The organism is Paraburkholderia sp. C35, assembly GCF_003121405.1.
GTDB lineage: Bacteria > Pseudomonadota > Gammaproteobacteria > Burkholderiales > Burkholderiaceae > Paraburkholderia.
The window spans coordinates 20,524-44,101 of sequence record NZ_QBUY01000037.1; the positions used below are offsets into that span (position 1 = coordinate 20,524).

Sequence of the window (23,578 nt, forward strand, 5' to 3'; positions counted from 1 at the left end):
GGTGTTCCTTCGATGTGGTTGCCTGCTTGTGTCATGCCGCCGTGCGCCGCGCCAGCACACGCCGTTCGACGCCGCGCGCAAGGGCGTTGAGCGCCCAGCCGGTGATGCCGACGACGATGATGCCGAACAGCACCAGATCCATCCTGAACTGCTCGCTGCCGTCGATCAGCGTGTTGCCGATTCCGCTGCCCGCGACGAGCAGGTACTCGGCACCGAGCGTGGCGAGCCACGAATAGATCAGCGCGAGATAGATGCCCGTGAAAATCGACGGCAGCGCAGCGGGCAGGATCACGAAGCGCGCCATCTGCAGGCGCGAGTAGCGGAAAGCGCGTGCCACTTCCACGTAACGCGGCGAGACGGCGTGTATGCCGTCGCATGTATGCGCAGCGACAGGCAGCAGCGCGGCCAGCGAGAGAAACACGACCTTCGCCATATCGCCGAGACCGAACCACACGGAGATCAGTGGGATCCACGCGAACAGCGAGATCTGCTTGAAGGTATCGAAAGTCGGGCCGATCACGCGCGCGGCAACGCGCGAGAAGCCAAGTGCCGCGCCAAGCAGCAGGCCGCCCGCCGTGCCGATCACGAAACCGCTGGCTTCGCGCGCGAGCGACGCGGACCGCGCACGCAGCAGCGCACCGCTTTCGATCTGCTGCCAAGCGGTGCGCGCGACATCGGCAGGGCTGACCAGTAGGCCGCTCTTCACCAGATGCAGTGCCGACACGAGCCACCATAGTGCGAACGCAGCGAGCGGCAAGACGAGCCCGCGCCAGTTGAACGCAGCCAGACGCTTTTTCAGCGCGGATTCGCGCGCGGGTGTGACGGGCGCATCGCAACTGCATGGCGGTGGCCCGCTGATCTTGCGCGGTGAGAACAGCCGTGACGGCGATAGCGAACGCGTGAACGACATGACGTATGCCTCGATCGAATGGTTTATTCGCGGAACGCGGAAGGTTGCCCGCGCCGCAGACGGGCTTCGAGCGCATCGAGCGCGCGGTTGATCGCAAAGCCGATTGCACCGACGATCACGACGGACGCCATCACCAGATCGAGCTGGAACAGCTGTCGGCCATACACGATCAGGTAACCCAGCCCTTCCGACGATGCCACCAGTTCCACCACGACAAGCGCGAGCCACGCTTTCGTGAAGGCGAGCCGCACGCCCGTGGCGAGTGTCGGCACGGCGGCAGGCAGTACGACGTAAGCAATGCGCTGCCAGCGGTTGTAGCCGAACACGCGCGCGACTTCGTCGAGCGTGGCGGGTGTTTGTCGCACGCCTTGCATCGTGCTCAGCGTGACGGGCACGAGCGCGGCGTGAGCGATCAGCAGATACTTGAGCGGCTCGCCGACGCCGACCAGCAACAGCAGAAACGGCAGCCAACCGAGCACGGGAATCTGCACCAGCGCGTTGAACGCGGGCAGCACATAGGCTTCCACGGTGCGCGACAAACCCAAAGCCGCGCCGATCAGCACGCCCGCCAATGTGCCGACACCGAAGCCAACCAGCACCCGTTGCAGGCTCACCAGCGTGTTGCGCACGAGATCGCCGCTCACGGCGAGTTCGTGCAGCGTGTCGAATACCTGTTGTGGCGGCGGCAGAATCTGCGGCGCGATCCAGCCGCGCGCACAGCCGATGCTCCAGAGCGCGAACAGCGCAGCGGGCAGCAGCCAGGGCGCGAGATGCCACGCGACCGTGCGAAGACGGCGTCGCGCATGCTCATGGGTGTCACTCGCAGGGTCCGATGTGGCGCGCTTCGACACGACGGCCCACTGATCCATTGCCTTGCTCATCGCGGCCTCCGTCAGCCTAGCGGCTTGCCTTGCGCGTCGTAGCGCGTCCAGTAGTGATCGAGCGACTGCGTGCGCAGCGCGTTGTCGAGATAACGCGTTTCGAACCAGCCATCCACGTCGACAGGCTGACGGATCAGCTTGAGTTTGAGCGCGTCGCTCGCCACCGCCTTGTAGCGCGCGACGATGAACGGATCGATCAGCGGCGAATTGCGCGACTTCAGGCTGTCCTTGCCAAACTCCGCCTGCCACGATTCGTAGCTCACACCGCTTTTGGCCCACAGCTTGAAGAGGGCATCGCGGTTCGCTTCGTCGGACGACCATTGCGAGCCTTTGACGAACACATTGACCACGCGCTGCACGATGTCGGGATGCGCGCGATCGAAATCGTCGAGTACGAGCAGATGCGATTGACGCGTGTATTGCGGCCCATCCGTCTGCGACTCGTAGATGATTTTCGCCAGTCCCTGATCGCGCAGCTTGTAGAGGTGGTAATCGTTGACCGACGCGTCGATACCTTTCGACGACAACGCCGCCAGCGAACTCGCCGAATCGAGATTGATCACGCGCAGATCGCGTTCGTCGAGCTGGTTGGCGGCGAGCACGTTATCCGCGACGAGCTGCAGATTGGTGCCGCGAAAAATCGACACGCGCCGTCCCTTCAGATCCTTCACCGACTGCACGTTCGAATCGGGTGGCACGCCGATCTTCACGCCAGTACGGACGCCGGATTCGAGCAGAATGCGCGTTTTCAGCCCGTTCGCGCGGCCAAGCACGGCGGGCAGATCGCCCTGAAACGCGAAGTCGAGCGATTTGTCGGCGATGGCTTCGTTGACGGCCGGTCCTGCGCCCTTGAAGAACAGCCATTCGACCTTGATGCCATCGGCGGCGAATTCCTTTTCGAGCAGTTGCTGCTGCTGCACGGTCGCAGCGGGCGAGCCGCCGAAGGTAGGTGGATCGCCTGTGCCTTGCTGCGCGACACCGATGCGGATCACGGCGGGTTTATCGGCGTGCGCTTGCGGCACGGTGAACGCCAGCGCAGTCGCAAGCAGAACGGACTTCACGAGCGTGAAGGTGCGGCGGATTCGGTTGTCCATTGAATAAGCGGATTCGTTTGAATGAGGAGATGAGCGGCGGGCGGCTGCCGGCGGGCTCAATGCGCGAGCGGTTTGCGCGCTGTGGCGAAGATCATGCGGCGCGTCAGCTGCAGGCCGCGCGGACCGCGATGCGCTTCGAGCGCAACGGCGAGACGCGCGCGCAAATGCGCCACCTGTGGCTCAGGAAGCGACGACAGGAAGTTGCCGAACGAACTGGCGCGGCTGAAGGACAGCACATCGTCGACGGTGTCGAAGGCGTCGTCGAATGCGCGGATTTCATTGAGCGTGACCTCGAAACCCAGCGACACGAGCAGCGTCGCCGCGCTATCGCGCGTGAGCTTGTTCGGCGCGCCGATGTCGGCGTGTTGCGACTCAGGGTCGCTGTCGGTCAATGCGTGCAGCACGCGATGCAGATCGTGCGGCACATCGGCAGGCATGGTCGTGAAGCCGATCCGGCCGCCCGGCTTCAGCACGCGCCACGCTTCGCGCAAGGCCTGTTGCTGGTCCGGTATCCAGTGAATCACGCTGTTCAGGTAGACGACGTCGAAGTGCGCATCGGCGATGCCGGCGAGATCCTCGGCGCGGCCTACGCGTGCCGCGAAACGGCCCTGTGCACGTTGCAATGCGCGTTCGACCCGTAATGGCAAGGGATCGAGTCCGAGCGCTTCGCCTTGCGGGCCGACGCGTTGCGCGGCGGATTCCGTCAGACGGCCCGTGCCGCAGCCGACGTCGAGCACGCGTTCGCCTTCGCGCAGAGCGAGCGCGTCGAGCAGTTGCAGACCGTGATTGAACTGGCGAATGCCGAGCCGATCGTATTCATCGGCGAGCGTGGCGGAATCGAGTTGCAGGCTGGGTGCTTTCGACATAGGAATGAGCGCATCCGTCGTAGTGGAGCGCTCATTCTTGTCGACGCAGTACGTCAGGACAAGAAAGCAATCGAGCTATTCATATGCGCTGCGATGCTTTTCTGCCGCAGTTTGATGCGTGATGTCCGCTATCGTGAACGGGCATCTGCAACAGTGAATATTGCCGATGCCTGTTTGGCGGGATTGCCGGTTACGCGTGCTGCGCGCCGCTTCAATCTGTCAGCGCTTCGCGTTCGAGCTCGCGCAGCGGAATGTGGCGGACATCGCGCCCCTTCACGACGAACACGACAAATTCCGCAATGTTCTTCGCGTGATCGCCGATGCGCTCCAGCGCCTTCGCGATAAACAGATATTCGAGGCCAACCGAAATGTTGCGCGGCGTTTCGTTCATATGCGTCGCGAGCCGCTGCACAAAGGTGCGGAATACTTCGTCGATGGCCTTGTCGTCGCGCACGATCTGCGCAGCGGCGGCGGCATCCATGCGTGCGAACGCGTCGAGCACGCGATGCAGGATGGACGACGCCATCTCACCGCATTTCTTCAGTTCAGTCAGCGACACGGAAGACGGGCTGCCCTGTTCGTCGATACGGCGCATGCGCTTGGAGATCTTGCGCGCTTCGTCGCCCATGCGTTCGAGGTTGGTCACGCATTTCGACATTGCCATCAGCAGGCGCAGGTCGCGTGCAGCGGGCTGACGGCGCGCGATCACGCGATGAATTTCTTCGTCGATTTCGACTTCGAGCGCGTTCAGTTCGTGTTCGCTGGCACGGATGTCTTCGACCAGCGACGGATCGTAGGCGTCGAGCAGGGACAGACAGCGGGTGATTTGCCGTTCGACCACGCCGCCCATTTCCAGCAGGTTGGTCGAGAGCATGTTGAGCGAGGCGTCGAACTGACTCGAGAGATGCTTGTCGGACATGATTCGCCTCCTTGCCACGCAGGCGCATTGATGATTGGAAGACGACCTGCCGCGTTAGGGGCAGATGACGCCTGAAACCGTATATATCGTTTTATGTTAACGGTGCAAAAATACGTATGCAAGGCGGGAGAACGCTGTGCGCAGGGGCGTTGTATGGAGGCAACTGGGGGGTTGTAATATTGTGCGATTTTGCTTTTTTTAGTTTTTGTTTCGCATGCCGGCGGTTTCTGCCGCGTGTGATGCTGCTGGCGGTGTGAAGGCGTTGCCCCATCCAGGGGCAACGCGCAAAGGGTCAAGTTACATCGCGGTAGCTACAGGTCGAAGCGATCCAAATCCATCACCTTCGCCCACGCCGCAACAAAGTCGCGCACGAATTTCTCTTGCGCATCTTCACTGGCATACACCTCGCTGAGCGCGCGCAGCTGCGAATGCGACCCGAAGATCAGATCAACGCGAGTACCCGTCCACTTGATCTCGCCTGTCTTGCGATCAGCGCCTTCAAACACATCCCGCGCCTGCGAAACAGGCGTCCACTCAATCCCCATATCGAGCAGATTGCGGAAAAAGTCGTTGGTCAGCGCCTCGGGCCGACTGGTCAGCACACCATGCGAGTCGCCACCCGCCTGCACCTTCAGCACCCGCAGGCCGCCACTCAGCGCCGTCATCTCCGGCGCGGTCAAGGTCAACAACTGCGCCTTGTCGATCAACAACGCCTCGGCCGGCCCACTGAACTTGCCCTTGAGGAAATTGCGGAAGCCATCGGCAAGCGGCTCCAACGCACCGACCGATTCCACATCCGTCTGATCTTGCGAGGCATCCATCCGTCCCGGCGTGAACGGCACCGTCACGGCATGACCCGCATTCTTCGCGGCCAGTTCGACGCCCGCGCCGCCCGCCAGCACGATCAGATCAGCCAGCGAAATCTTCTTGCCGCCCGCTGCCGCGCCGTTGAACTCGCCTTGAATGCCTTCGAGCGTCTTCAACACTTTCGCCAATTGATCAGGCTGATTGACCACCCAGTCTTTCTGCGGCGCAAGACGGATACGCGCACCGTTGGCGCCGCCGCGCTTGTCCGAACCGCGGAACGTCGAGGCCGATGCCCACGCCGTCGATACCAGCTCCGACACGGACAGCCCCGAAGCCTGGATCTTCTGCTTCAGCGCCGCAATGTCGCCAGCATCGACCACCGGATGATTCACAGCCGGAATCGGGTCTTGCCACAGCAATTCTTCGGCAGGCACTTCCGGGCCGCGCTAGCGGGCGCGCGGGCCCATGTCGCGGTGCGTCAGCTTGAACCAGGCGCGCGCGAATGCATCGGCAAATTCGTCCGGGTTCTGCATGAAGCGGCGCGAAATTTTTTCATACGCGGGATCGAATCGCAGCGACAGGTCCGTGGTGAGCATGGTCGGCAGCAGTTTCTTCGACGGATCATGCGCATGCGGAATCGTGGGCGCGGCACCTTTGGCGACCCACTGGTTCGCCCCTGCCGGACTCTTGGTCAACTCCCATTCGTGGTTGAACAGGTTCTCAAAGAAGCCCATGCCCCATTTCGTTGGCGTGGCCGTCCATGTCACTTCGAGGCCGCTCGTGATCGTATCGCCGCCCCGGCCGCTGCCGAACGCGTTTTTCCAGCCGAGCCCCTGGCTTTCGAGTTCGGCGGCTTCGGGTTCAGCGCCGACGTTATCGGCGGGTCCGGCGCCGTGCGTCTTGCCGAAGGTGTGGCCGCCCGCGATCAACGCGACGGTTTCTTCGTCGTTCATCGCCATGCGCGCAAAGGTTTCGCGGATGTCGTGCGCCGCCGCAACCGGGTCGGGGTTGCCGTCGGGGCCTTCCGGATTCACGTAGATCAGGCCCATCTGCACCGCGCCTAGCGGATTCTCGAGATTGCGGCCGCCATCCGTGCGGCTGGTTTCTTCGCCGTGCAGTTCCTCGTCCGCGACGAGTACGCCTTCGTCGCCGGCATCGCGCGGTGCCGCGCCTTTGCCGTAGCGAACGTCGCCGCCTAGCCAGGTCTTTTCGTTGCCCCAGTAGACGTCCTGGTCAGGTTCCCACGTGTCTTCGCGGCCGCCGCCAAAACCAAAGGTCTTGAAGCCCATGGTTTCGAGTGCGACGTTGCCTGACAGAATCAGCAGATCGGCCCATGAAATTTTCTGGCCATACTTCTGCTTGACCGGCCATAGCAGACGACGCGCCTTGTCCAGGCTGACATTGTCGGGCCAACTGTTGAGGGGCGCGAAACGCTGCTGGCCACGGCCGCCGCCTCCACGGCCATCGCCGGTGCGGTACGTGCCCGCGCTGTGCCATGCCATGCGGATAAAGAGCGGTCCGTAGTGGCCGAAGTCGGCGGGCCACCAGTCCTTCGAATCGGTCATGAGCGCCGCGAGATCCTTCTTCACGGCGGCGAGGTCGAGGCTCTTGAATGCCTCGGCATAACTGAAATCCTTGTCCAGTGGATTGGACCGGCTGGAATGCTGACTGAGCAGATCCAGTCGAAGCTGCTTTGGCCACCAGTCACGGTTGGTCGTTCCGCCGCCGGCGGCGTGTATGAAGGGGCACTTTGCATCGTTTGACATGCGTCGTCTCCTTGTGAGGATCTCTACTCTGCTTTCTACGATGGTGTCAGGCTCGTGTGACAGACAGTCGGCCCACCTCGGGTGTGGGTTCGCGAACGCGCCGGCATGCGCGATTGCGCATATCGTGGCGTGTCGGCATATCTGTGCCACTTCAATATATGCGACGGCGGAGCGCAACTGAATTCGATTGCGGCAATGCCGCCCATAGACCACCGCTATAGCGCTCATTGCCGTGGTCTTCGGATGAAACGCTGCGCTGCATCACGTATTCTTTTTGGGTTTGCATGTCGGCCCGCCCTGATTCCAGCTGGATGCGCAATCGAACCTGAGGAGCAGAACATGGAAGACGTGGATGTACTTGTCGTCGGCGCGGGGCCGGTCGGCTTGCTGCTCGGCACCGAATTGCAGCGCGACGGCGTCGCCGTGCGCGTGATCGATTCGATGCCGGAGCGATCGTTCTTTTGTAAGGCGCTTGGCGTGACGCCGCGCACGCTGGAGATTTTCGACGATCTCGGCATCGTCGATCGTGCCATCGAGGCGGGTATCTGGCTCTCGGGTGTCGAAACATGGGTGGACGGGGCGATGATGCCGGCGCGGAGCATGCATCTGCCCGAGCAGGGCTTGCCCTACGGCTCGCTTTCGCTTGCGCAATATGAAACCGAGCGCCTGCTCGAGGCGGCTTTTGCGGAGCGCGGCGGACGTGTGAGTTACGGCTTCACGCTCGACAGCTTTGTCGAAACGGACGATGCCATCGACGCGTTTCTGACCGGTCCGCACGGCGAAGCACGTACGGTGCGTTGCCGGTGGCTGGTTGGATGCGACGGCGCGCATAGCAAGGTGCGCGCGGCGCTGGGCTTGCAGTACGAAGGCGCGCAGTTTCCGCAGACCTTTGCGCTGGCCGATCTCGACGTGGCGTGGGCGCAGCCGCGCGGGCCGATGTATCGCTTCGAATGGAGCGACGCGGCGCGCGCGAAGACCACGATCGCCGCGGTTCCTGTGCGCGGATCGGCGCAGCGTTACCGGCTGTCGATGATCGTGCCCGAAGAACAAGCGGCGTTGCTGGCGGGCAATGCGTCGCCCGATTTCGACACGATGAGCGCGCTCATGCTGCCCGCGCTGCCGGAAGGCACGCGTCTGTCGTCGATGCGCTGGTCGTCGGTGTATCGGGTGAGCCATCGCATCGCGTCCGCGTATGGGACGGGGCGTGTGTTCATCGCGGGGGATGCGGCGCACATTCATCCGCCTGTCGGTGGACAGGGCATGAACACGGGTTTGCAGGACGCGCATAACCTCGCATGGAAACTCGCGCTCGTCGCCAAGGGCCTTGCGCATGCTGCGCTGCTGGAGAGCTATTCGGCGGAGCGGCATCCCGTCGGTGTGGACGTGGTGCAGGCGACGAGCGCCGCGCTCAACGCCGTGCTCGCCAGGCAGGCTGCCAACCCCGCGATGCGCGAGACACAACTGCTGATCACGTATCGCGGCAGTCCGATCGTCGCCGATGCATGCGAGGGCGCAGACCCCGCGTTACCCGCACCCGGCGACCGTGTGCCGGACGTGCATGGCCTGACGCAGCGATTTGTCGGCCGTCCGCGTCGTCTGCACGAGTTCATAGGGCATGGGCGGCATGTGCTGCTCGGTTATGTCGATGCATCGGGTTCGCAGCTTCAGGCATTCGTCGATGGCTGTCGCGCGCTGGGCGAGTCGCTGCCGGGCGCAGTGTCGGCGGTATTGATTACGGCGCCGGGCTGCGCCGTGGCGGAAGACGAACGGATGACCGTGCTGACGGACGAGCAGGGTGCGTTTGCGTCGGCATTCGGGGCATCCGGCGGCGCGGTATGGGTCGTGCGGCCGGATGGGTACATCGGCTGGCGAGGCCGTGAATGCACGAACGATGCTGTGAGCAACTGGGGGCGCATCTTTCGCGCCTAGCCATCGCGCAGTGCGCGCGCAAACAAGACATCGGTTCACGCACAGACAAATGCCCGGGCGCGTCAAAAACGATACTGCATGCATCGTCCCCCACGCCCGAGGTTCCCATGTCCCCGCCTGCCCGCGCCCGCTGGCCGTATGTGTTTGTCTCCGCGTTTCTCGGCACGGCCATCGAGCAATACGATTTCCTGCTGTACGGCACGGCATCGGCGCTCGTGTTCAACCGGCTTTTCTTTCCGAACCTCGATCCGCTGGCGGGCACGATTGCATCGCTTGGCACGTATGCAGCGGGCTACTTCGCGCGCGGCGCGGGCGCGCTGATCTGCGGGCATTTCGGCGACCGCATCGGCCGTAAGACCTTGCTGATGGTCACGCTGCTCGTGATGGGCATTGCATCGACGCTGGTCGGTTGCCTGCCCACCTATGCCTCCATCGGCATCTGGGCGCCCATCCTGCTGACGACGCTACGCGTGCTGCAAGGCTTCGCCATCGGCGGCGAGCAGAGCGGGGCGATCGTGCTGGGCGTCGAGAGCGCGCCCGCGCATCGTCGAGGTCTGTACGGCAGCTGGAGCAATTCGGGTAGCTACGGCGGTGTGCTGCTATCGACGGGCGCTCTGCTGCTCACTGCGCTGCTGCCTGAGCCTGCGTTTCTGGCGTGGGGCTGGCGTCTGCCGTTTCTGTTCAGTGCGGTGCTGGTGGTGATCGGCCTGATTGGCCGCGCGCGTTTGCCGGAGACCGCCGAGTTCGCGCAATTGCAGGCACGTGGTGGTGTCGCGCGCTTTCCGCTGCGCGATCTGATGCGCGACCACGCGCGCGCCGTGCTGATTGTTTTCATGGCGCGGCTGGGCGAGATTACATGGTCGGTGTTCGTGGTGCTGTTTGCCGTCGCCTATGTGACGGTGCAACTCAAGCTGCCGAAGTCCGTGATTCTCGGCGCGATCATGAGCGGCGCAGCGCTCGGCGTATTCATGGTGCCGCTGTTCGCGGCGTTGTCGGACCGCATCGGACGCAAGCCGATTTATCTCGCAGGACTGGTGGCGTGCGCGCTCTACGTATGGCCGTTCTTTGCGCTGCTGAACACGCGCGACCCGATGTGGATCAGCGTGGCCGTCGTGCTCGCGCTGGGCGTCGTGCATCCGATGATGTATGGCCCGCAAGGCGGCTTCTTCGCCGATATGTTCGATGTGCGCGTGCGCTTTTCGGGGGTATCGATGGGTGCGATCGGCGCGATTGTCGGCGGTGGCGTCAATCCTTTGATCTGCTCGTCGCTGCTTGCGCAAGGGCATGGCAACCCGCATTCAGTGGCGGTCTACATCACGGCGTGTGCGCTGGTTGCCGCGTGCTTCACGTTCTTCGCGCCGCGGCGCACGCACGATGCGGTGCATGCCGAGCCACTGAATCATGCGCCCGATGTCAGCGCGAGTCCGCTGGGCGATGCGCGTTCGGCTTAAGCACAACTTTTGATGGAGCAATCGATGAGTGAACAGGACCGCAACGATCCGAACGACGGCCTTGCCGCAAAGATGGACCGCAAGCTCGAACAGGGCGCGTGGGACGCACGCCAGAAAATCGCGCTGACGTGCCGCATGCTTGCGCACGAAGGACATTCGGAAACGCTCGCCGGGCAGATCACCGTGCGCGAACCCGACGGCACGTTTCTGACCACGGCAATGGCCTATGGATTCGACGAGGCGACGCGCAGCAACGTGATCCGCATCGACGACGAGATGAACGTGATCGAAGGCCGCGGCATGGCGAATCCGGCGATCCGCTTTCACCTCTGGATCTACCGGCGACGGCCCGACGTGAACTGCATCGTGCACACGCATCCTCCGTATGTGAATGCGCTGTCGATGACAGGCCGTCCGCTCGAAGTCGCGCACATGGACGCCACGCCGTTTCACGACGATTGCGCGTTCCTGCGCGAATGGCCGGGCCTGCCGATCGGCGATAGCGAAGGCGAGATCATCTCAGCAGCGCTCGGCAACAAGCGTGTAATTCTGCTGGCGAACCACGGCTTTCTGGCGGCGACGTCGTCGCTGGAAGAGTCGGCGTATCTGTCGGTGCTGATCGAGCGCGCGGCGCGCAGTCAGATTCTTGCGCAATCGATCGGCGAGCTGAAGCCGATCGATGCGGAGCGCGCGAAAGAATCGCATGACTTTCTGCTGTTGCCGAGCATCGTCAGGTCGAGCTTTGCGCTGTTCGCGCGGCGCGTCATCAAACGGGAGCCGGACGTGCTGTTCTGAGCGTGGCGCGCCGATATCCCATGCGAGAATGGGTCATCGCGACATCATGATCGTCCAGCGGCGTCCAGGCCGGAAGGATTTCGCCATGCCCGACAGTTCCGCATTTCGTTTGCCGTATGCGCCCAAGCTGTTCCCGATGCCGTCGCGCGGTATCGACGAGCTGAAGCGTTCGCTCGATTACATCGTGATGCCGGGCGAACTGCGTTTCGACGACGAGATCGCGCACGACGAATTGCGCGCTTGCAGACTGACGGGCGGCGGCGTGCTGGCGACGGCGCATATGGGCCGCCAGGAAGTGCGGCACGACAACGATCATCTGCGCTGGCTCACGGGCGACGATGTGATCGTGCTGATCGCGCTGGCCGGGCGCGGCACGGTCACGCAGCAGGGCTGCACGCTGCCGTTCTCCAAGGGCGACGTCACGTTCCGCCGTGCGCGCGTGCCGTCCGTTGCGCGCATCGACGAGCCGGCGCATCTGCTGATGATCCGTCTGCCGATCGCGCGTTTTCTCGGGCAGGCGGTGTCGCGGCATGCGCAGTTTCGTCCGCAGCGCGCGGACGCTGCGTCGGGCATCGTGAAGAGCCTGCATTGCTTCGTCGATCAGGTATTGCCGTCGTTCGAGAGCATGAGCCCTGTTACGCTCGCTGCTGCCGAAGAAGCGCTGGTCGCGTTGCTCGGCGCGGCCTATCGGGAAGCGGAAGAAATCGCGCAACGCACGGGCGATGCCGCAGCATCGGCAGCCGCGCAGCCGCTGCGCTGGGTGCAACTGACGCGCTTTATCGACGCCAATCTCTGCGACCCGGAACTGGATGTGGAAGCCTGCGCCATCGGGCTCGGTGTGTCGAAACGCTATGTGCACAAGCTGTTCGAAGCGCTCGATCTCCAATACGGCAAATACGTGTTGCAGCAGCGGCTCGCGCGGTGCCGCGACGAATTGCTCAACCCTGTGTTGTCCGGTCTGTCGATCGAACAGATTGCGTATCGCAACGGCTTCAACGACGCCGCCCATTTCAGCCGGCGGTTTCGCGATGCCTACGGCGTCGCGCCGCGCGAGTTTCGCAAGCGCGAGCATTTGATCTGATGCGTCTGCCCTGATTCCGCGCGCCTTTTAAGCGGCCGATGCGCCGCTGATGTATGATAATGATTCTCATTAAGACACTCTTTTGTTTAGCGTCCCGCCCATGCGCGAGTTCTTGCCGGTCGCGCTCGCGTTTGTCAGCGCGCTTCTCTTCTATCTTGGATCGCCAGGTCAGCAATGGCGCGCTGCGCCGCTATGGCCGCGTTTCTCGCGCCGGCTGGCGTTGATCGCGCTGGGCGCGTCGCTGGTGCCAGGCATTGCCGAGGGTCATCTGGCCGCGACACTTTCCATCGTCGTGACGACGCTGATGGCCGGCTTTGTCGCGTTTCCGTTCGTGGCTGCCTTGCGCAACCGGCGCGCATCAGGAACCACGCGATGAGCGACGTCACCCGCGACACGGCGGCGAAGAAACCCAAAGTCGAAGGACACTGGATCGGCAAAACGACAGCGGGCGTGATCTGCGGATTTATCGTCGCGCTCGCGCTGAGCGGCCTGTTGGTGCGGCTCGCGCCGAGTGCGAGCATCGACGCTGCGAAAGCCGAAACCGCGATGTTGTTCGTGCCGCTCGTCTGGACAGGCATTTTCTCCGCCGCGTACTTCTTTCGCAGCGGATTGCGCGCGTGGCTGTGGCTGGGCGCGGCGAGCGTCGTCACGCTCGCACTCTTCGAACTCTGCAAGTAATTTCCATGCGCACCGATCTCATACGCGTCTACAAGACCGTGCATACGTGGACGGGCGTGATCTGTGGACTCGCGCTGTTCATCTGCTTTTACGCGGGTGCCGTCACGATGTTCAAGGATCAGCTGATCGACTGGACCACGTCGCCTGCGAGCGCGCATCAGCTGATTCGCGTCGACGAATCGCCGAAGCTCATCGAGCAGGTGCTCGCGACGCAACCCGACGCGCGCAAATATCTGTCGCTGCGTTTTCATGACCGCGATCACGCTTGGCTCTCGTGGCCGACGCATGGCCGCACGCAGCGCGCGACGGCCACGTTCGATTCAAATGGGCAGTTGCATGTCGAGACAACCCATCCATCCGATGTCGCGCAGTTCGTCAACGTGCTGCACATGACGGCGGGCGTGCCGGGCGGCTTCAATGTCGGCATGGGCGTGATGGGCGTGGTGTCGCTGCTGTATGGGCTGGCGCTGGTGTCGGGCGTGATCGTGCTGCTGCCGACGCTGATCAAAGACCTGTTCGTGCTGCGCATCGGCAAGAATCTCAAACGGATGTGGCTCGATGCGCACAACGTGGTCGGCATTCTGAGCCTGCCGTTTCATCTGGTGATGGCGCTGTCGGTGGTCGGCTTCGGGCTGCATGATTACATCTACAGCGCGCAGGACAAGCTGATCTACGACGGCAAGCTGCAACCGATGCTGGTCGCGCAGAATCCGTTCTTCGGCGCGGCGCCTGCAAAAGCCGATCAGGATGCGACGAAACTGCTCGCGCCCACCGCGCTGCTCGACAAGGTGCGCGCGCAGGCGCCCGGCTTCGAACCTGAAGAACTGACGTGGCGGCGCGCGGGACAGCCCGGCGCAACGGTATTCGTGCGCGGCGACGATCCGCATTACCTTGCGCGCAGCGGCGGCTTCGCGTTGATGGACCCCGTCAGCGGCGAGTTCGTGAACCACAAGTTCCTGCCCGGCGATGGCAACGGCGACAACTGGGCCGCAACCACCAGCGCGATCTACGCGCTGCATTTCGGCAGCTATGGCGGCGCGCCAATTCAATGGGGTTATTTCCTGCTCGGACTCGCAGGCGCGTTCCTGTTTTACTCGGGCAATCTGCTGTGGATCGATAGCCGTCGCAAGTCACAGCGCGCGGAGAATCAGTCGGTCGCGCAGAAGCGTTCGGCGAGTTTTCTGGCTTCGCTGACGGTAGGTGTCGCGCTGGGCTGCATCAACGGCATTTCGCTGAGCATCGTCGCGGCGAAGTGGCTGAACGGCCATGTCGCGGATATGCACCAGTGGCACGCGTCGATTTACTACACGGTGTTTCTGGTGTGCATCGCGTGGGCGTTTTTGCGTGGTGCGCCGCGTGCAGCCGTTGAACTGCTGCTGCTTGCCGTCATTGCAACGGCTGCGCTGCCGTTGACGAGTCTGGCCGGCTGGCTTTTCCCGTCGACGATCGGATGGGCAGGCAGCGCTGACGGCTCGTTCGCCGTCGATATCGTCGCTGCTTTGGGCGCTGCCTGCTATGCGTGGATGTGGCGCGCGACGGCCAGACGCGTATCGATGGGGCGCACCGACAGCGTCTGGTTCGACCGCTCGCGTCAGAAGTCCGTGGTCAACGACATCAGCAACGTGCGCGGCTTGCCCTGAGTCAGGTAAGCGCCCGTCGTCGACGACCAGTAGGACTTGTTGGTGATGTTCTCGACAGTCGCGCGGAACGTCGTGGTGTGCTTGAAGACGGTCGTCGTGTAGCGTGCGCCGATATCGAACGTGTCCCACGCCGGAATCGACAGCTTGTTCGCGGCGTCCAGATACTGATTGCCCGTGTGGACCCATGCAGCCGTGAACGTCAGGCCCGGCACCCACGGCAGATCGTATTCGCCGCCGATATTGAACAGATACGCCGGCACGCCGATCGGACGATAACCATCCGTCGCGCCGCCATTCGTGTCGAGCTGCTTCGCGTTGAGCAGCGACGCGCCCGCCAGCAGGCGCACGCCCTTGATCGGCTCGCCATACACCGACAACTCGATCCCGCGGTGACGCTGCGTGCCGTTCGTGCCGAAGATGTTGGTCGTCACGTCGGTGTAGGCCACCGGCTGCTCGATCTGGAACAGCGCCAGTTCGCCGCCGAAGTGGTTCGTGTCGTACTTCGCGCCCACTTCATATTGCTTCGTGCGATTCGGCGCGAGCGTCTGGCCGACGTTGGCTGCCGTCGACGGCGCGCTTTGTCCCGCAGCCAGCGATTCGGCGCGGTTGGCGAACAGCGAGATTTCGTTGGTCGGCTTGACGACGAGGCCGAAGATCGGCGTGTTGATCGACTGGTCGAACGTGCTCGAAATCTGGTCCGTGCCGACCGTGTAGTTGTTCTGATGCAGCTGCTGGTGACGCGCGCCGATCGTGAACAGCACGCGGTCGTTCAGGAAGCCGAGCGTATCCGACACGGCCACGCTCTTCGTGAGGATCTGATCGGCGAGATTCGGATCGGCGAAGCTGCCCGCGACAAAGCCATTCGCTGCCGGTTCCGGCACGATGCCGCCGCCATACAGGCTGGTCGGGAACGAACTGCTGAAGGCGAACGCTTCGCGGTCGACCAGGCTCGTGATCGCCGCACCCAGCGACACCATATGCGTGACGGGGCCCGTCGCGAAGCGGCCGCGCACGCCGACTTCGGCGGATTCCGCGTTGGTCGTGCGCAGCACGTCGCCACGCGTGGCCGTCGTGCCCGTGAGCGCGTTGAAGGTCGGCGACGAGTACGTGCCGTCTTCATGCGAACGATGCACGCCGCCGCTTGCATACGCCGTCCAGCCTGGCAGGAAGTCGTATTCGGCGCGCAGGATACCGACCGTGTCTTCAAGCGTGCTTTGCGTCCACGGCTGCGCGAAGTTGTGCGTCGCCGACGGCGGCTCGGGCACGATGTCGCCGGATACGGAGACGGTCGAGCGGCCCTGATCGATGTTCTTGCGCTGGTACAGGAAGTCGCCGTACAGACGCAGCTTGTCGCCGCGCCAGTCGAGCGATACGGCCGTGGTCTGGTTATGGCGGAATTCGTCGTCGATGCTGGTCTGGCCGCCGTCGATCGAACCGTTCACGCGGATACCGAACTGGCCTTCGCTGCCGAAGCGGCGGCCCACGTCCACATGCGTGCCGATCTGGCCGGACGCCGTGCCTTCCACCGTCACTTCCGTGAGCGGCTTGTCGTCGGCGCGCTTCAGTTCGAGGTTGATGCCGCCGCCGATCGCCGAGCCGGTCGGCGACGCGCCGTTCAGGAACGCATTCGCGCCCTTGAACACGTCGACGCGTTCGAGCACATCCACGGAAACGAGCTGGCGCGGCGTGATGCCGTACAGGCCGTTCAGCGACACGTCGTCGCCATTCAGCTGGAAGCCGCGAATCACGAACACTTCCGAGAAATTGCCGAAGCCATACGCCGGACGCACACCCGGATCGTGCGACAGCAGATCGCCGATGCTCTGCGCCTGCGAATCCTGGATCGCCTTCGCCGTGTAGCTGGTCATGCTGAACGGCACGTCGCTGTTCTTCTGGTTGCCGAGCACGCCGAACTGGCCGCCGCGCGCAACCTGGCCGCCGCCATAAGTCGGCGCGAAATCGCCGGGCAGCGTGTCCGCCTGGCCTTGCACCTTGACGGCGGGCAGCGTGGTGCTGTCGGCGGCGCCGGTTGAGGGCGTGGCGGATTGCGCGTGGGCGTTGATGGCGATGCCCATCGTCAGCGGCAAGGCCGCAAAGGCGAACAGATGACGGACAGCGGCGTGCAGCGGCCGCACGCGCGGACGCGACGAAACATTGGTAGGCATGATGGCCAATCCCTGGATGAAACTGTTTTTTGGGGCGTGACGGCGGGGCGTCAACTGCTTGTATGTGGCGCGAAGCGGTCGTCGTATAGACGGATGCTGGCGGGTGAAGCGATTCTATTCAAATAAGAATGATTCGCATATGCGATTTCAATAATCGCGGCGGGAAGATGCGGAAAGCGTTGCTTTGGTGCAACGGGCTGGCGTGTGGTGTGTGGCGCGATGGCGACGCTGGCGGCGGTTTGCGGCTTGGAAGCAGGCTTGCTTCGCCCTGCAACGGCAGTGCGGAACCGGCACTGGCCGTTCCCCGCCGTCGGGCAGATGAGACAAGCGTTGTTGCTGCGACACAAAAACGCTTGCATTAATGAGATAGGGGTTTATACTTAGAACTGTCTCCTCCATGTCTCCTCTTGATATGGATTCAGCCCACCAACTCGGTGGGCTTTTTCTTTTCGTCCTCTGGATTTGCGTCGGGCCGACAGTCAGCCCGTCGATTTCACGCGCTGGCAGTCAGCTTCTGCGGCGTCCGGTACGCGTCGAGCAGGCGCTCTTTTTTCTTCGCCGCTGCCAGCACGTTGCGCTCCTTCACGTGGCCGAAGCCGCGAATATCGTCCGGCAGGTTGGCGAGCTTGAGCGCCACGGGAAGCCGGTCGAGATCGAGCGTCGCGCAGAATTCGTCGACCATGGCGACGTACTCCGCAATCAGCTGACGCTCGCCGCGCCGTTCGGCCGTCTTGCCGAACACGTCCAGCGCCGTGCCGCGCAATCCCTTCATACGCGCCAGCACGCGGAACACAGGCAGCACCCACGGACCGAAGCGCTTTTTCTGCAGATTGCCGTGTTCGTCGCGCTTCGCGAGCAGCGGCGGCGCGAGATAGAAGTTCAGCTTGTAATCGCGTCCCGGTTCGCCGTCGAACTGCTGGCGCAGTTTGTCCAGATAAGCGGGATCGGCATACAGGCGGGCGACTTCGTACTCATCCTTGTAGGCCATCAACTTCGCAAGGTTGGCAGCGACGGCCCGCGTGAGCGGCAACTTCGCATTGCCCGCAACCTGCGTTTCCTTCGCGCGAATCTTTTCAACCACTTGCCGATAACGCTGCGTATATGCCGCGTCCTGATACGCCGTCAACAGCGTCTCGCGCGATGCAATGAGCTTGTCGAGCGATTCGGGCATTTGCATCACGATCGCCTGCTGCGCGACAGCGGGCTTCAGCAGCGTCTGCACAGCGGCATCGCCATGATGCGCGATGTAACGGCCCCAGTTGAACGCCTGCTGATTCTTCTCGACCGACACGCCGTTCAGTTCGATCGCGCGTAGCAGGCTCGACAGTTGCAGCGGCAGCCAGCCCTTTTGCCATGTATAGCCGAGCAGCAGCGGATTGCTGTAGATCGTGTCGCCGAGCAGCTTTAACGCGAGCGCGTTCGCATCGATGAAAGCACAGCCGTCGCCGAGGCTGTCGCGCAGTCCGGCTTCCGTCTGCGTGCCGGGGAAGGCCCACTTCGGGTTCTTGACGAAATCGGCCGTCGGCGTTGCACCGCTGTTGATGGCGGCAACTGTCACGCCGTGCTGCGTGCGCGACAGCACATCGTTCGATGCCGACACGATCGCATCGCAACCGATCACGAGCCGCGCTTCGCCCGTCGCGATGCGCGTCGCGTGCAACGCGTCGGGCGTGGACGCAACCTGCACGTGGCTCAGCACGGCGCCGCCCTTTTGCGCGAGACCGGCCATGTCGAGCACCGTGACGCCTTTGCGCTCGAGATGCGCAGCCATGCCGATCAGCCCGCCGATCGTCACCACACCCGTGCCGCCGACACCCGTTACGAGGATGCCGTAGGGCCGCGCGAGTGCAGGCAGCGAGGGCATCGGCAGCGTGTCGAAATCTTCCGTGCGAGCGCCGTTGCCGGATGCTGCCTTCGGCTTGCGCAATTGCGCGCCTTCCGCCGTGACGAAGCTCGGGCAAAAGCCCTTCACGCACGAAAAATCCTTGTTGCACGACGACTGATTGATCTTGCGCTTGGTGCCGAGCGGCGTATCGAGCGGTTCGACCGACAGGCAGTTCGATTGCACCGAGCAATCGCCACAGCCTTCGCACACGGCGTCGTTGATGAATGCACGGCGTGCCGGATCGGGATACGCACCGCGCTTGCGCCGCCGGCGCTTCTCCGTCGCGCAGGTCTGGTCGTAGATCAGCACAGTCGTGCCCTGCATCTCGCGCAACGTGCGCTGCACGGAATCGAGCTGATCGCGATGATGCACATCGACACCGGCCGGCAGCACGATACCCGAGTGATACTTCTCCGGCTCATCGGTGACGATGACGATGCGCTTCGCGCCTTCCGCGTGAACCTGATGCGCGATCTGCGGCACCGTCAGCACGCCATCGACAGGCTGTCCGCCCGTCATCGCGACGGCGTCGTTATAGAGAATCTTGTACGTGATGTTCGCGTTCGCCGCGATAGCCGCGCGAACGGCGAGCAGGCCGGAGTGGAAATACGTGCCGTCGCCGAGATTGACGAACACGTGCTTGTCGCCGGAAAAATGCATCTGGCCGATCCACGCGACGCCTTCGCCGCCCATCTGGCTAAAGGTTTCTGTCTTGCGATCCATCCACATCGACATGTAATGGCAACCGCTCCCCGCCAGCGCGCGCGAGCCTTCAGGCACATTCGTCGATGTGTTGTGCGGGCAGCCCGAGCAGAACCACGGTTTGCGCTCGACCGACACGCGCGGCTTCGCCGCTTCGCGCTCTTTCGCTTCGATAATCGCGACGCGCGCGAGCATGCGGGCGCGCACGTCGTCGGGCAGATCGGCGCGCGAGAGACGCCGCGCGATCGCCTTCGCGATCAGCGCGGGCGACAGTTCGTAATGCGCGGGCAGCAGCCAGTCGCCGCGCGGCACCGACCATTCGCCGCCTTCGTTATCGCGCTCGTCGAACTTGCCGTAGATCTTGGGGCGCACGTCTTCGCGCCAGTTGTACAACTCTTCCTTCAGCGCGTATTCGAGAATCTGGCGCTTCTCTTCGACCACCAGAATTTCTTCCAGACCTGTCGCGAATGAGCGCGCGTCCTGCGCATCGAGCGGCCACACGCAGCCCACTTTCAGCACGCGCAAGCCAATCTGCGCGCACGTGTCTTCATCGAGGCCGAGATCGCTCAGCGCCTGGCGCACATCGAGATACGCCTTGCCCGCCGTGATGATGCCGAAGCGCGGCGTCGGCGAATCGATCACCACGCGATTCAGCTTGTTCGCGCGCACATAAGCAAGCGCCGCATACCACTTCTCGTCGAGCAGCCGCGCTTCCTGCGCGAGCGGCGCATCGGGCCAGCGGATATTCAGGCCGCCTTCGGGCACTGCGTAGTCGGTCGGCGTGACGATCTCGACGCGATCGGGATCGAGATCGATCGACGCCGTCGATTCGATCACGTCCGTCACGCACTTCATCGCGACCCACAGGCCCGAATAGCGGCTCATCGCCCAGCCGTGCAGCCCGTAGTCGAGATATTCCTGCACGTTCGCGGGATACAGCACGGGAATGCCCGCCGCGATGAACGCATGCTCCGACTGATGCGCCACCGACGACGACTTCGCCGCGTGATCGTCGCCCGCCAGCACGAGCACACCGCCGCGCGCGTCGCTGCCTGCCGAATTCGCGTGCTTGAACACGTCACCCGTTCGGTCGACGCCCGGACCTTTGCCGTACCACATGCCGAACACGCCGTCGCGCGTCGCGCCCGGCCACAGATTGATCTGCTGCGTACCCCAGACAGCCGTCGCGGCGAGGTCTTCGTTCACGCCGGGCTGGAAGACGATGTCATTGGCGTGCAGATGCTTTTTCGCTTTCCACAGCGACTGATCGAGCGCGCCGAGCGGCGAGCCGCGATAGCCGGAAATGAAGCCTGCCGTGTTCAAGCCGGCTTTCAGATCGCGTGCTTTTTGCAGCATCGGCAGACGCACCAGCGCCTGCGTGCCGCTGATGTAGACGCGGCCTTTTTCCAACGTGTATTTGTCGTCGAGCGTGACGGGCGCGGACGACGAGTCGGGCGTTTCGGCGGCTAGATCGGATGCAATGGCTAGATCGGGCGCATTCATGGCAGGGCTGTCTCCGGGGAATCGTATTTTTCAGCCGAGTATAGGAAGCCAATTTGCTATCGTAAAATCACAAATAGACAATTCTGGTATTCGAAGATCAGATGGCGTTCGATCTCACACTCCGGCAGCTGCGCTACTTCGTGGCGGCAGCGCAAACAGGCCAGTTCTCGATGGCGGCGGCGAATGAACATGTGTCGCAATCGGCGATCACGAATGCCGTGCTGGCGCTGGAAAGCGGCCTCGGCACGCGTCTGTTCGAGCGTCTGCCGCAGGGCGTCACGCTCACGCCCGACGGGCAGGATTTTTACAACCACGCACGGCGCGTGCTCGACGCGGCGCGTGATGCGGTGCACAAGCCGCCGTTCCGCTCGCACGATATGCGCGGCACAGTGCGCATCGCTGCTTCGTACACGGTGCTCGGCTATTTCCTGCCGGAACTGCTGGCGCGCTTTCGGGCCACGTATCCGTTTATCGAATTCGATCTGCGCGACATGGAGCGGGCGGATATCGAACGGGCGGTGCTCGATGGCGAGGTGGAAATCGGCGTGGTGCTGCTATCGAATATCGACAAGCTCAGCCGCTTCGGCAGCCAGGTGCTGATCCGCTCGCGGCGGCAATTGTGGGTTGCGCCGTCGCACCCGCTGGCGCAGGTGGATTCGCCGTCGCTGAAGGACATCGCCGCACATCCGTACATCCTGATTACCGTCGATGAAGGCGAGCAGTCCACCTTGCGCTACTGGAAGAAGAAAAACATCCAGCCGAATATCGCGTTTCGCACGAGTTCGATGGAAGCGCTGCGCGGGCTGGTCGCGCATGGTTTCGGCGTGACCGTGCTGTCGGATATGGTGTTTCGTCCGTGGTCGCTGGAAGGCAAGCGGATCGACGCGCGGCCCATTCTCGACACCGTGCCGCAGATGGACGCAGGCATGATCTGGCAGAAGGGCGCGCAGTTGAGCGGGCCGGCGGCGGCGTTACAGCAGTTTCTGATTCACGCGTGCGGGACTTGATCGATACCGCCCGCACGCGCCTCGCATCAGTCAATGTGAAATGCTTTCGAGCGATCTGCCGAGCGTCCGCGGCCCCATCAAGCCGATAACGAAGATCACGAGCGTCATTGCGCCTGCGATAAAAACGAACACGCCTGCCACGCCGAAATCCTTGAGCATGAACGCGATCACGAACGAACTGAACACGGCAGAGAGCCGGCTCCACGAATAGACGAAGCCCACCGCACGAGCACGGATCGCCGTTGGATACAGTTCCTGCTGATACGCGTGATAGGTCAACGAGATGATGTTGCCCGCCAGCGTCAGCAGCACCCCGAGTATCACGATCGAAACCGCCGACGACGCCTGGCTGAACAGCAGCCCGCTCACGATATTGAGCGCGGCCATGCAGACGATCACATGCTTGCGCTCGAAGCGATCCGCAATCCAGTAGCCGAGCAATGGCCCAAGCGGCGCAGCGAGTCCGATCACCGTCGTATAGAGAAGACTCGACGTCACCGTGATGCCCTGTTTGACGAGCAGCGTTGGCACCCAGTTCGCAAAGCCGAAGAAGCCGACGGTCTGGAAGATGTGGAAGACGATCAGCATCACCGTGCGCTTGCGATATGGCGGTTTCCACATATCGCCGAATTCGGCCTTGCGCGGCACGGGATCGGCCGGTCCCGGCTCGGGCAGCGGCTGTCCGTGTTGCTGCGCGACCTGTGCTTCGAGTCGGGCGAGCACTTCGTCGGCTTCGCGAAGCCGGCCTTTGCCCGCGAGCCAGCGCGGACTTTCCGGCAGGTTTCTTCTGAAGTACCACACAAACAGCGCACTGATGCCGCCGAGCAGCACGACCCAGCGCCAGCCGTCCACGCCAAAAGGTGCCTTGGGTACCAGCAGCCACGACAGAAACGCAACGACGGGCACGGCCGAAAAGCCGATCGTCTGACAGATCGCGAATGCCCTGCCGCGCAGATGCTTCGGCGCGAGTTCCGACATGTAGGTGCCGATCGTGATCAACTCGACGCCGATCCCCATGCCCGACACGAAGCGCCAGAAGTTCAGGCCAGCCGCCGTGTCCTGAAACGCCATCACCGTGTTCGCGGCGACATACGCAAGTAGCGACCACGTGAAGATCGCGCGTCGGCCGAACCGGTCCGCCAGAAAGCCGCACGCTACCGTCCCGACGAACAGCCCGCAAAACAGCGCGGCGATAAAGCTCGCGACGCCCGACGTGCCGAACAGGCCCGTGGTGGTCGGCGTGAGAATGCCGCTCTTCACGAGACCCGGCGCGATATAGCCGGTGAAGAGCAGATCGTAGAGTTCGAAGAAGAAGCCGAGGCTCAGCAGCAGGATCAGCTTCCAGACCGCGCGCGTCGCGGGAAGCCGGTCGAGGCGCGCCGAAATCGCGCCCGCAGCGGCTGCCGACGCTGTCTCGACCCGCGATGGAACGTCAGTGGCGCGTAGATCGGATGCGCCCTCCAGAATGGCCATGTCTGTCTCCTGTCTCGTAGTTTGAA

The 23,578-nt window shown here is 63.2% G+C and carries 16 protein-coding genes and 1 pseudogene; 8 read left to right on the top strand and 9 right to left on the bottom strand.

Annotated elements, in window-relative coordinates:
* Window positions 1-31 precede the first annotated feature (31 nt).
* The 6 genes and pseudogenes from DK391_RS21795 to katG form a co-directional block, all read right to left on the bottom strand.
* Window positions 32-910, bottom strand: coding sequence for an ABC transporter permease (locus tag DK391_RS21795; protein ID WP_239482910.1), 879 nt, complete (start codon window positions 908-910; stop codon window positions 32-34).
* Window positions 911-933: 23 nt separating this feature from the next.
* A complete protein-coding gene (locus DK391_RS21800; protein WP_239482911.1) occupies window positions 934-1,791 on the bottom strand; it encodes an ABC transporter permease in 858 nt (285 codons plus the stop codon).
* An 11-nt stretch (window positions 1,792-1,802) separates the two neighbouring features.
* Window positions 1,803-2,885, bottom strand: coding sequence for an ABC transporter substrate-binding protein (locus DK391_RS21805; protein ID WP_109480062.1), 1,083 nt, complete (start codon window positions 2,883-2,885; stop codon window positions 1,803-1,805).
* 56 nt (window positions 2,886-2,941) lie between these two features.
* Entirely contained in the window at window positions 2,942-3,751 is an 810-nt protein-coding gene (locus DK391_RS21810; protein WP_109480063.1) for a methyltransferase domain-containing protein, read from the bottom strand.
* A 211-nt stretch (window positions 3,752-3,962) separates the two neighbouring features.
* Window positions 3,963-4,670: a phosphate signaling complex protein PhoU gene (phoU, locus tag DK391_RS21815; protein WP_109480064.1), complete on the bottom strand. Its 708-nt coding sequence runs from the start codon at window positions 4,668-4,670 to the stop codon at window positions 3,963-3,965.
* 311 nt (window positions 4,671-4,981) lie between these two features.
* Window positions 4,982-7,243, bottom strand: a pseudogene (katG, locus tag DK391_RS21820) (catalase/peroxidase HPI).
* Window positions 7,244-7,582: 339 nt separating this feature from the next.
* On the opposite strand from katG, the gene DK391_RS21825 reads away from it, so the two are divergent.
* The 7 genes from DK391_RS21825 to DK391_RS21855 all read left to right on the top strand — a co-directional run bounded on the left by DK391_RS21825 (window position 7,583) and on the right by DK391_RS21855 (window position 14,817).
* Entirely contained in the window at window positions 7,583-9,172 is a 1,590-nt protein-coding gene (locus DK391_RS21825) for an FAD-dependent monooxygenase (protein WP_109480065.1), read from the top strand.
* 107 nt (window positions 9,173-9,279) lie between these two features.
* Window positions 9,280-10,623 carry an MFS transporter gene (locus tag DK391_RS21830; protein WP_109480066.1) on the top strand — a complete coding sequence of 448 codons (1,344 nt, stop codon included), beginning with the start codon at window positions 9,280-9,282 and terminating at the stop codon, window positions 10,621-10,623.
* Window positions 10,624-10,647: 24 nt separating this feature from the next.
* Entirely contained in the window at window positions 10,648-11,418 is a 771-nt protein-coding gene (locus DK391_RS21835) for an aldolase (RefSeq protein ID WP_109480067.1), read from the top strand.
* A gap of 85 nt (window positions 11,419-11,503) precedes the next feature.
* Window positions 11,504-12,499, top strand: a complete 996-nt coding sequence (locus DK391_RS21840; RefSeq protein WP_109480098.1) for a helix-turn-helix domain-containing protein — start codon at window positions 11,504-11,506, stop codon at window positions 12,497-12,499.
* A 100-nt stretch (window positions 12,500-12,599) separates the two neighbouring features.
* Window positions 12,600-12,875, top strand: coding sequence for a hypothetical protein (locus DK391_RS21845; RefSeq protein WP_109480068.1), 276 nt, complete (start codon window positions 12,600-12,602; stop codon window positions 12,873-12,875).
* On the top strand, window positions 12,872-13,177 hold the full coding sequence (locus tag DK391_RS21850; RefSeq protein ID WP_109480069.1) for a hypothetical protein: 306 nt from the start codon (window positions 12,872-12,874) through the stop codon (window positions 13,175-13,177). Before DK391_RS21845 ends, DK391_RS21850 begins: the two co-directional genes overlap by 4 nt.
* A 5-nt stretch (window positions 13,178-13,182) precedes the next feature.
* Window positions 13,183-14,817 carry a PepSY-associated TM helix domain-containing protein gene (locus DK391_RS21855; RefSeq protein ID WP_109480070.1) on the top strand — a complete coding sequence of 545 codons (1,635 nt, stop codon included), beginning with the start codon at window positions 13,183-13,185 and terminating at the stop codon, window positions 14,815-14,817.
* On the opposite strand, the gene DK391_RS21860 is transcribed toward DK391_RS21855, so the two are convergent.
* Both DK391_RS21860 and DK391_RS21865 read right to left on the bottom strand, forming a co-directional pair.
* Window positions 14,769-16,982, bottom strand: a complete 2,214-nt coding sequence (locus DK391_RS21860) for a TonB-dependent siderophore receptor (protein WP_109480071.1) — start codon at window positions 16,980-16,982, stop codon at window positions 14,769-14,771. The genes DK391_RS21855 and DK391_RS21860 overlap by 49 nt on opposite strands.
* A gap of 493 nt (window positions 16,983-17,475) precedes the next feature.
* Entirely contained in the window at window positions 17,476-21,072 is a 3,597-nt protein-coding gene (locus tag DK391_RS21865; protein ID WP_109480072.1) for an indolepyruvate ferredoxin oxidoreductase family protein, read from the bottom strand.
* Window positions 21,073-21,173: 101 nt separating this feature from the next.
* On the opposite strand from DK391_RS21865, the gene DK391_RS21870 reads away from it, so the two are divergent.
* On the top strand, window positions 21,174-22,079 hold the full coding sequence (locus DK391_RS21870; RefSeq protein ID WP_109480073.1) for a LysR family transcriptional regulator: 906 nt from the start codon (window positions 21,174-21,176) through the stop codon (window positions 22,077-22,079).
* Window positions 22,080-22,109: 30 nt separating this feature from the next.
* Here DK391_RS21870 and DK391_RS21875 read toward each other — a convergent pair whose 3' ends face one another.
* The gene (locus tag DK391_RS21875; RefSeq protein ID WP_109480074.1) at window positions 22,110-23,552 is read right to left on the bottom strand and encodes an MFS transporter; all 1,443 of its coding nucleotides are present in this window, start codon (window positions 23,550-23,552) and stop codon (window positions 22,110-22,112) included.
* Window positions 23,553-23,578: the final 26 nt, after the last annotated feature.

Coding starts and splice junctions, on each gene's coding strand:
- DK391_RS21795 (WP_239482910.1), bottom strand. CDS start 910: ATGTCGTTCACGCGTTCGCTATCGCCGTCACGGCTGTTCTCACCGCGC.
- DK391_RS21800 (WP_239482911.1), bottom strand. CDS start 1,791: ATGAGCAAGGCAATGGATCAGTGGGCCGTCGTGTCGAAGCGCGCCACA.
- DK391_RS21805 (WP_109480062.1), bottom strand. CDS start 2,885: ATGGACAACCGAATCCGCCGCACCTTCACGCTCGTGAAGTCCGTTCTG.
- DK391_RS21810 (WP_109480063.1), bottom strand. CDS start 3,751: ATGTCGAAAGCACCCAGCCTGCAACTCGATTCCGCCACGCTCGCCGAT.
- phoU (WP_109480064.1), bottom strand. CDS start 4,670: ATGTCCGACAAGCATCTCTCGAGTCAGTTCGACGCCTCGCTCAACATG.
- DK391_RS21825 (WP_109480065.1), top strand. CDS start 7,583: ATGGAAGACGTGGATGTACTTGTCGTCGGCGCGGGGCCGGTCGGCTTG.
- DK391_RS21830 (WP_109480066.1), top strand. CDS start 9,280: ATGTCCCCGCCTGCCCGCGCCCGCTGGCCGTATGTGTTTGTCTCCGCG.
- DK391_RS21835 (WP_109480067.1), top strand. CDS start 10,648: ATGAGTGAACAGGACCGCAACGATCCGAACGACGGCCTTGCCGCAAAG.
- DK391_RS21840 (WP_109480098.1), top strand. CDS start 11,504: ATGCCCGACAGTTCCGCATTTCGTTTGCCGTATGCGCCCAAGCTGTTC.
- DK391_RS21845 (WP_109480068.1), top strand. CDS start 12,600: ATGCGCGAGTTCTTGCCGGTCGCGCTCGCGTTTGTCAGCGCGCTTCTC.
- DK391_RS21850 (WP_109480069.1), top strand. CDS start 12,872: ATGAGCGACGTCACCCGCGACACGGCGGCGAAGAAACCCAAAGTCGAA.
- DK391_RS21855 (WP_109480070.1), top strand. CDS start 13,183: ATGCGCACCGATCTCATACGCGTCTACAAGACCGTGCATACGTGGACG.
- DK391_RS21860 (WP_109480071.1), bottom strand. CDS start 16,982: ATGCCTACCAATGTTTCGTCGCGTCCGCGCGTGCGGCCGCTGCACGCC.
- DK391_RS21865 (WP_109480072.1), bottom strand. CDS start 21,072: ATGAATGCGCCCGATCTAGCCATTGCATCCGATCTAGCCGCCGAAACG.
- DK391_RS21870 (WP_109480073.1), top strand. CDS start 21,174: ATGGCGTTCGATCTCACACTCCGGCAGCTGCGCTACTTCGTGGCGGCA.
- DK391_RS21875 (WP_109480074.1), bottom strand. CDS start 23,552: ATGGCCATTCTGGAGGGCGCATCCGATCTACGCGCCACTGACGTTCCA.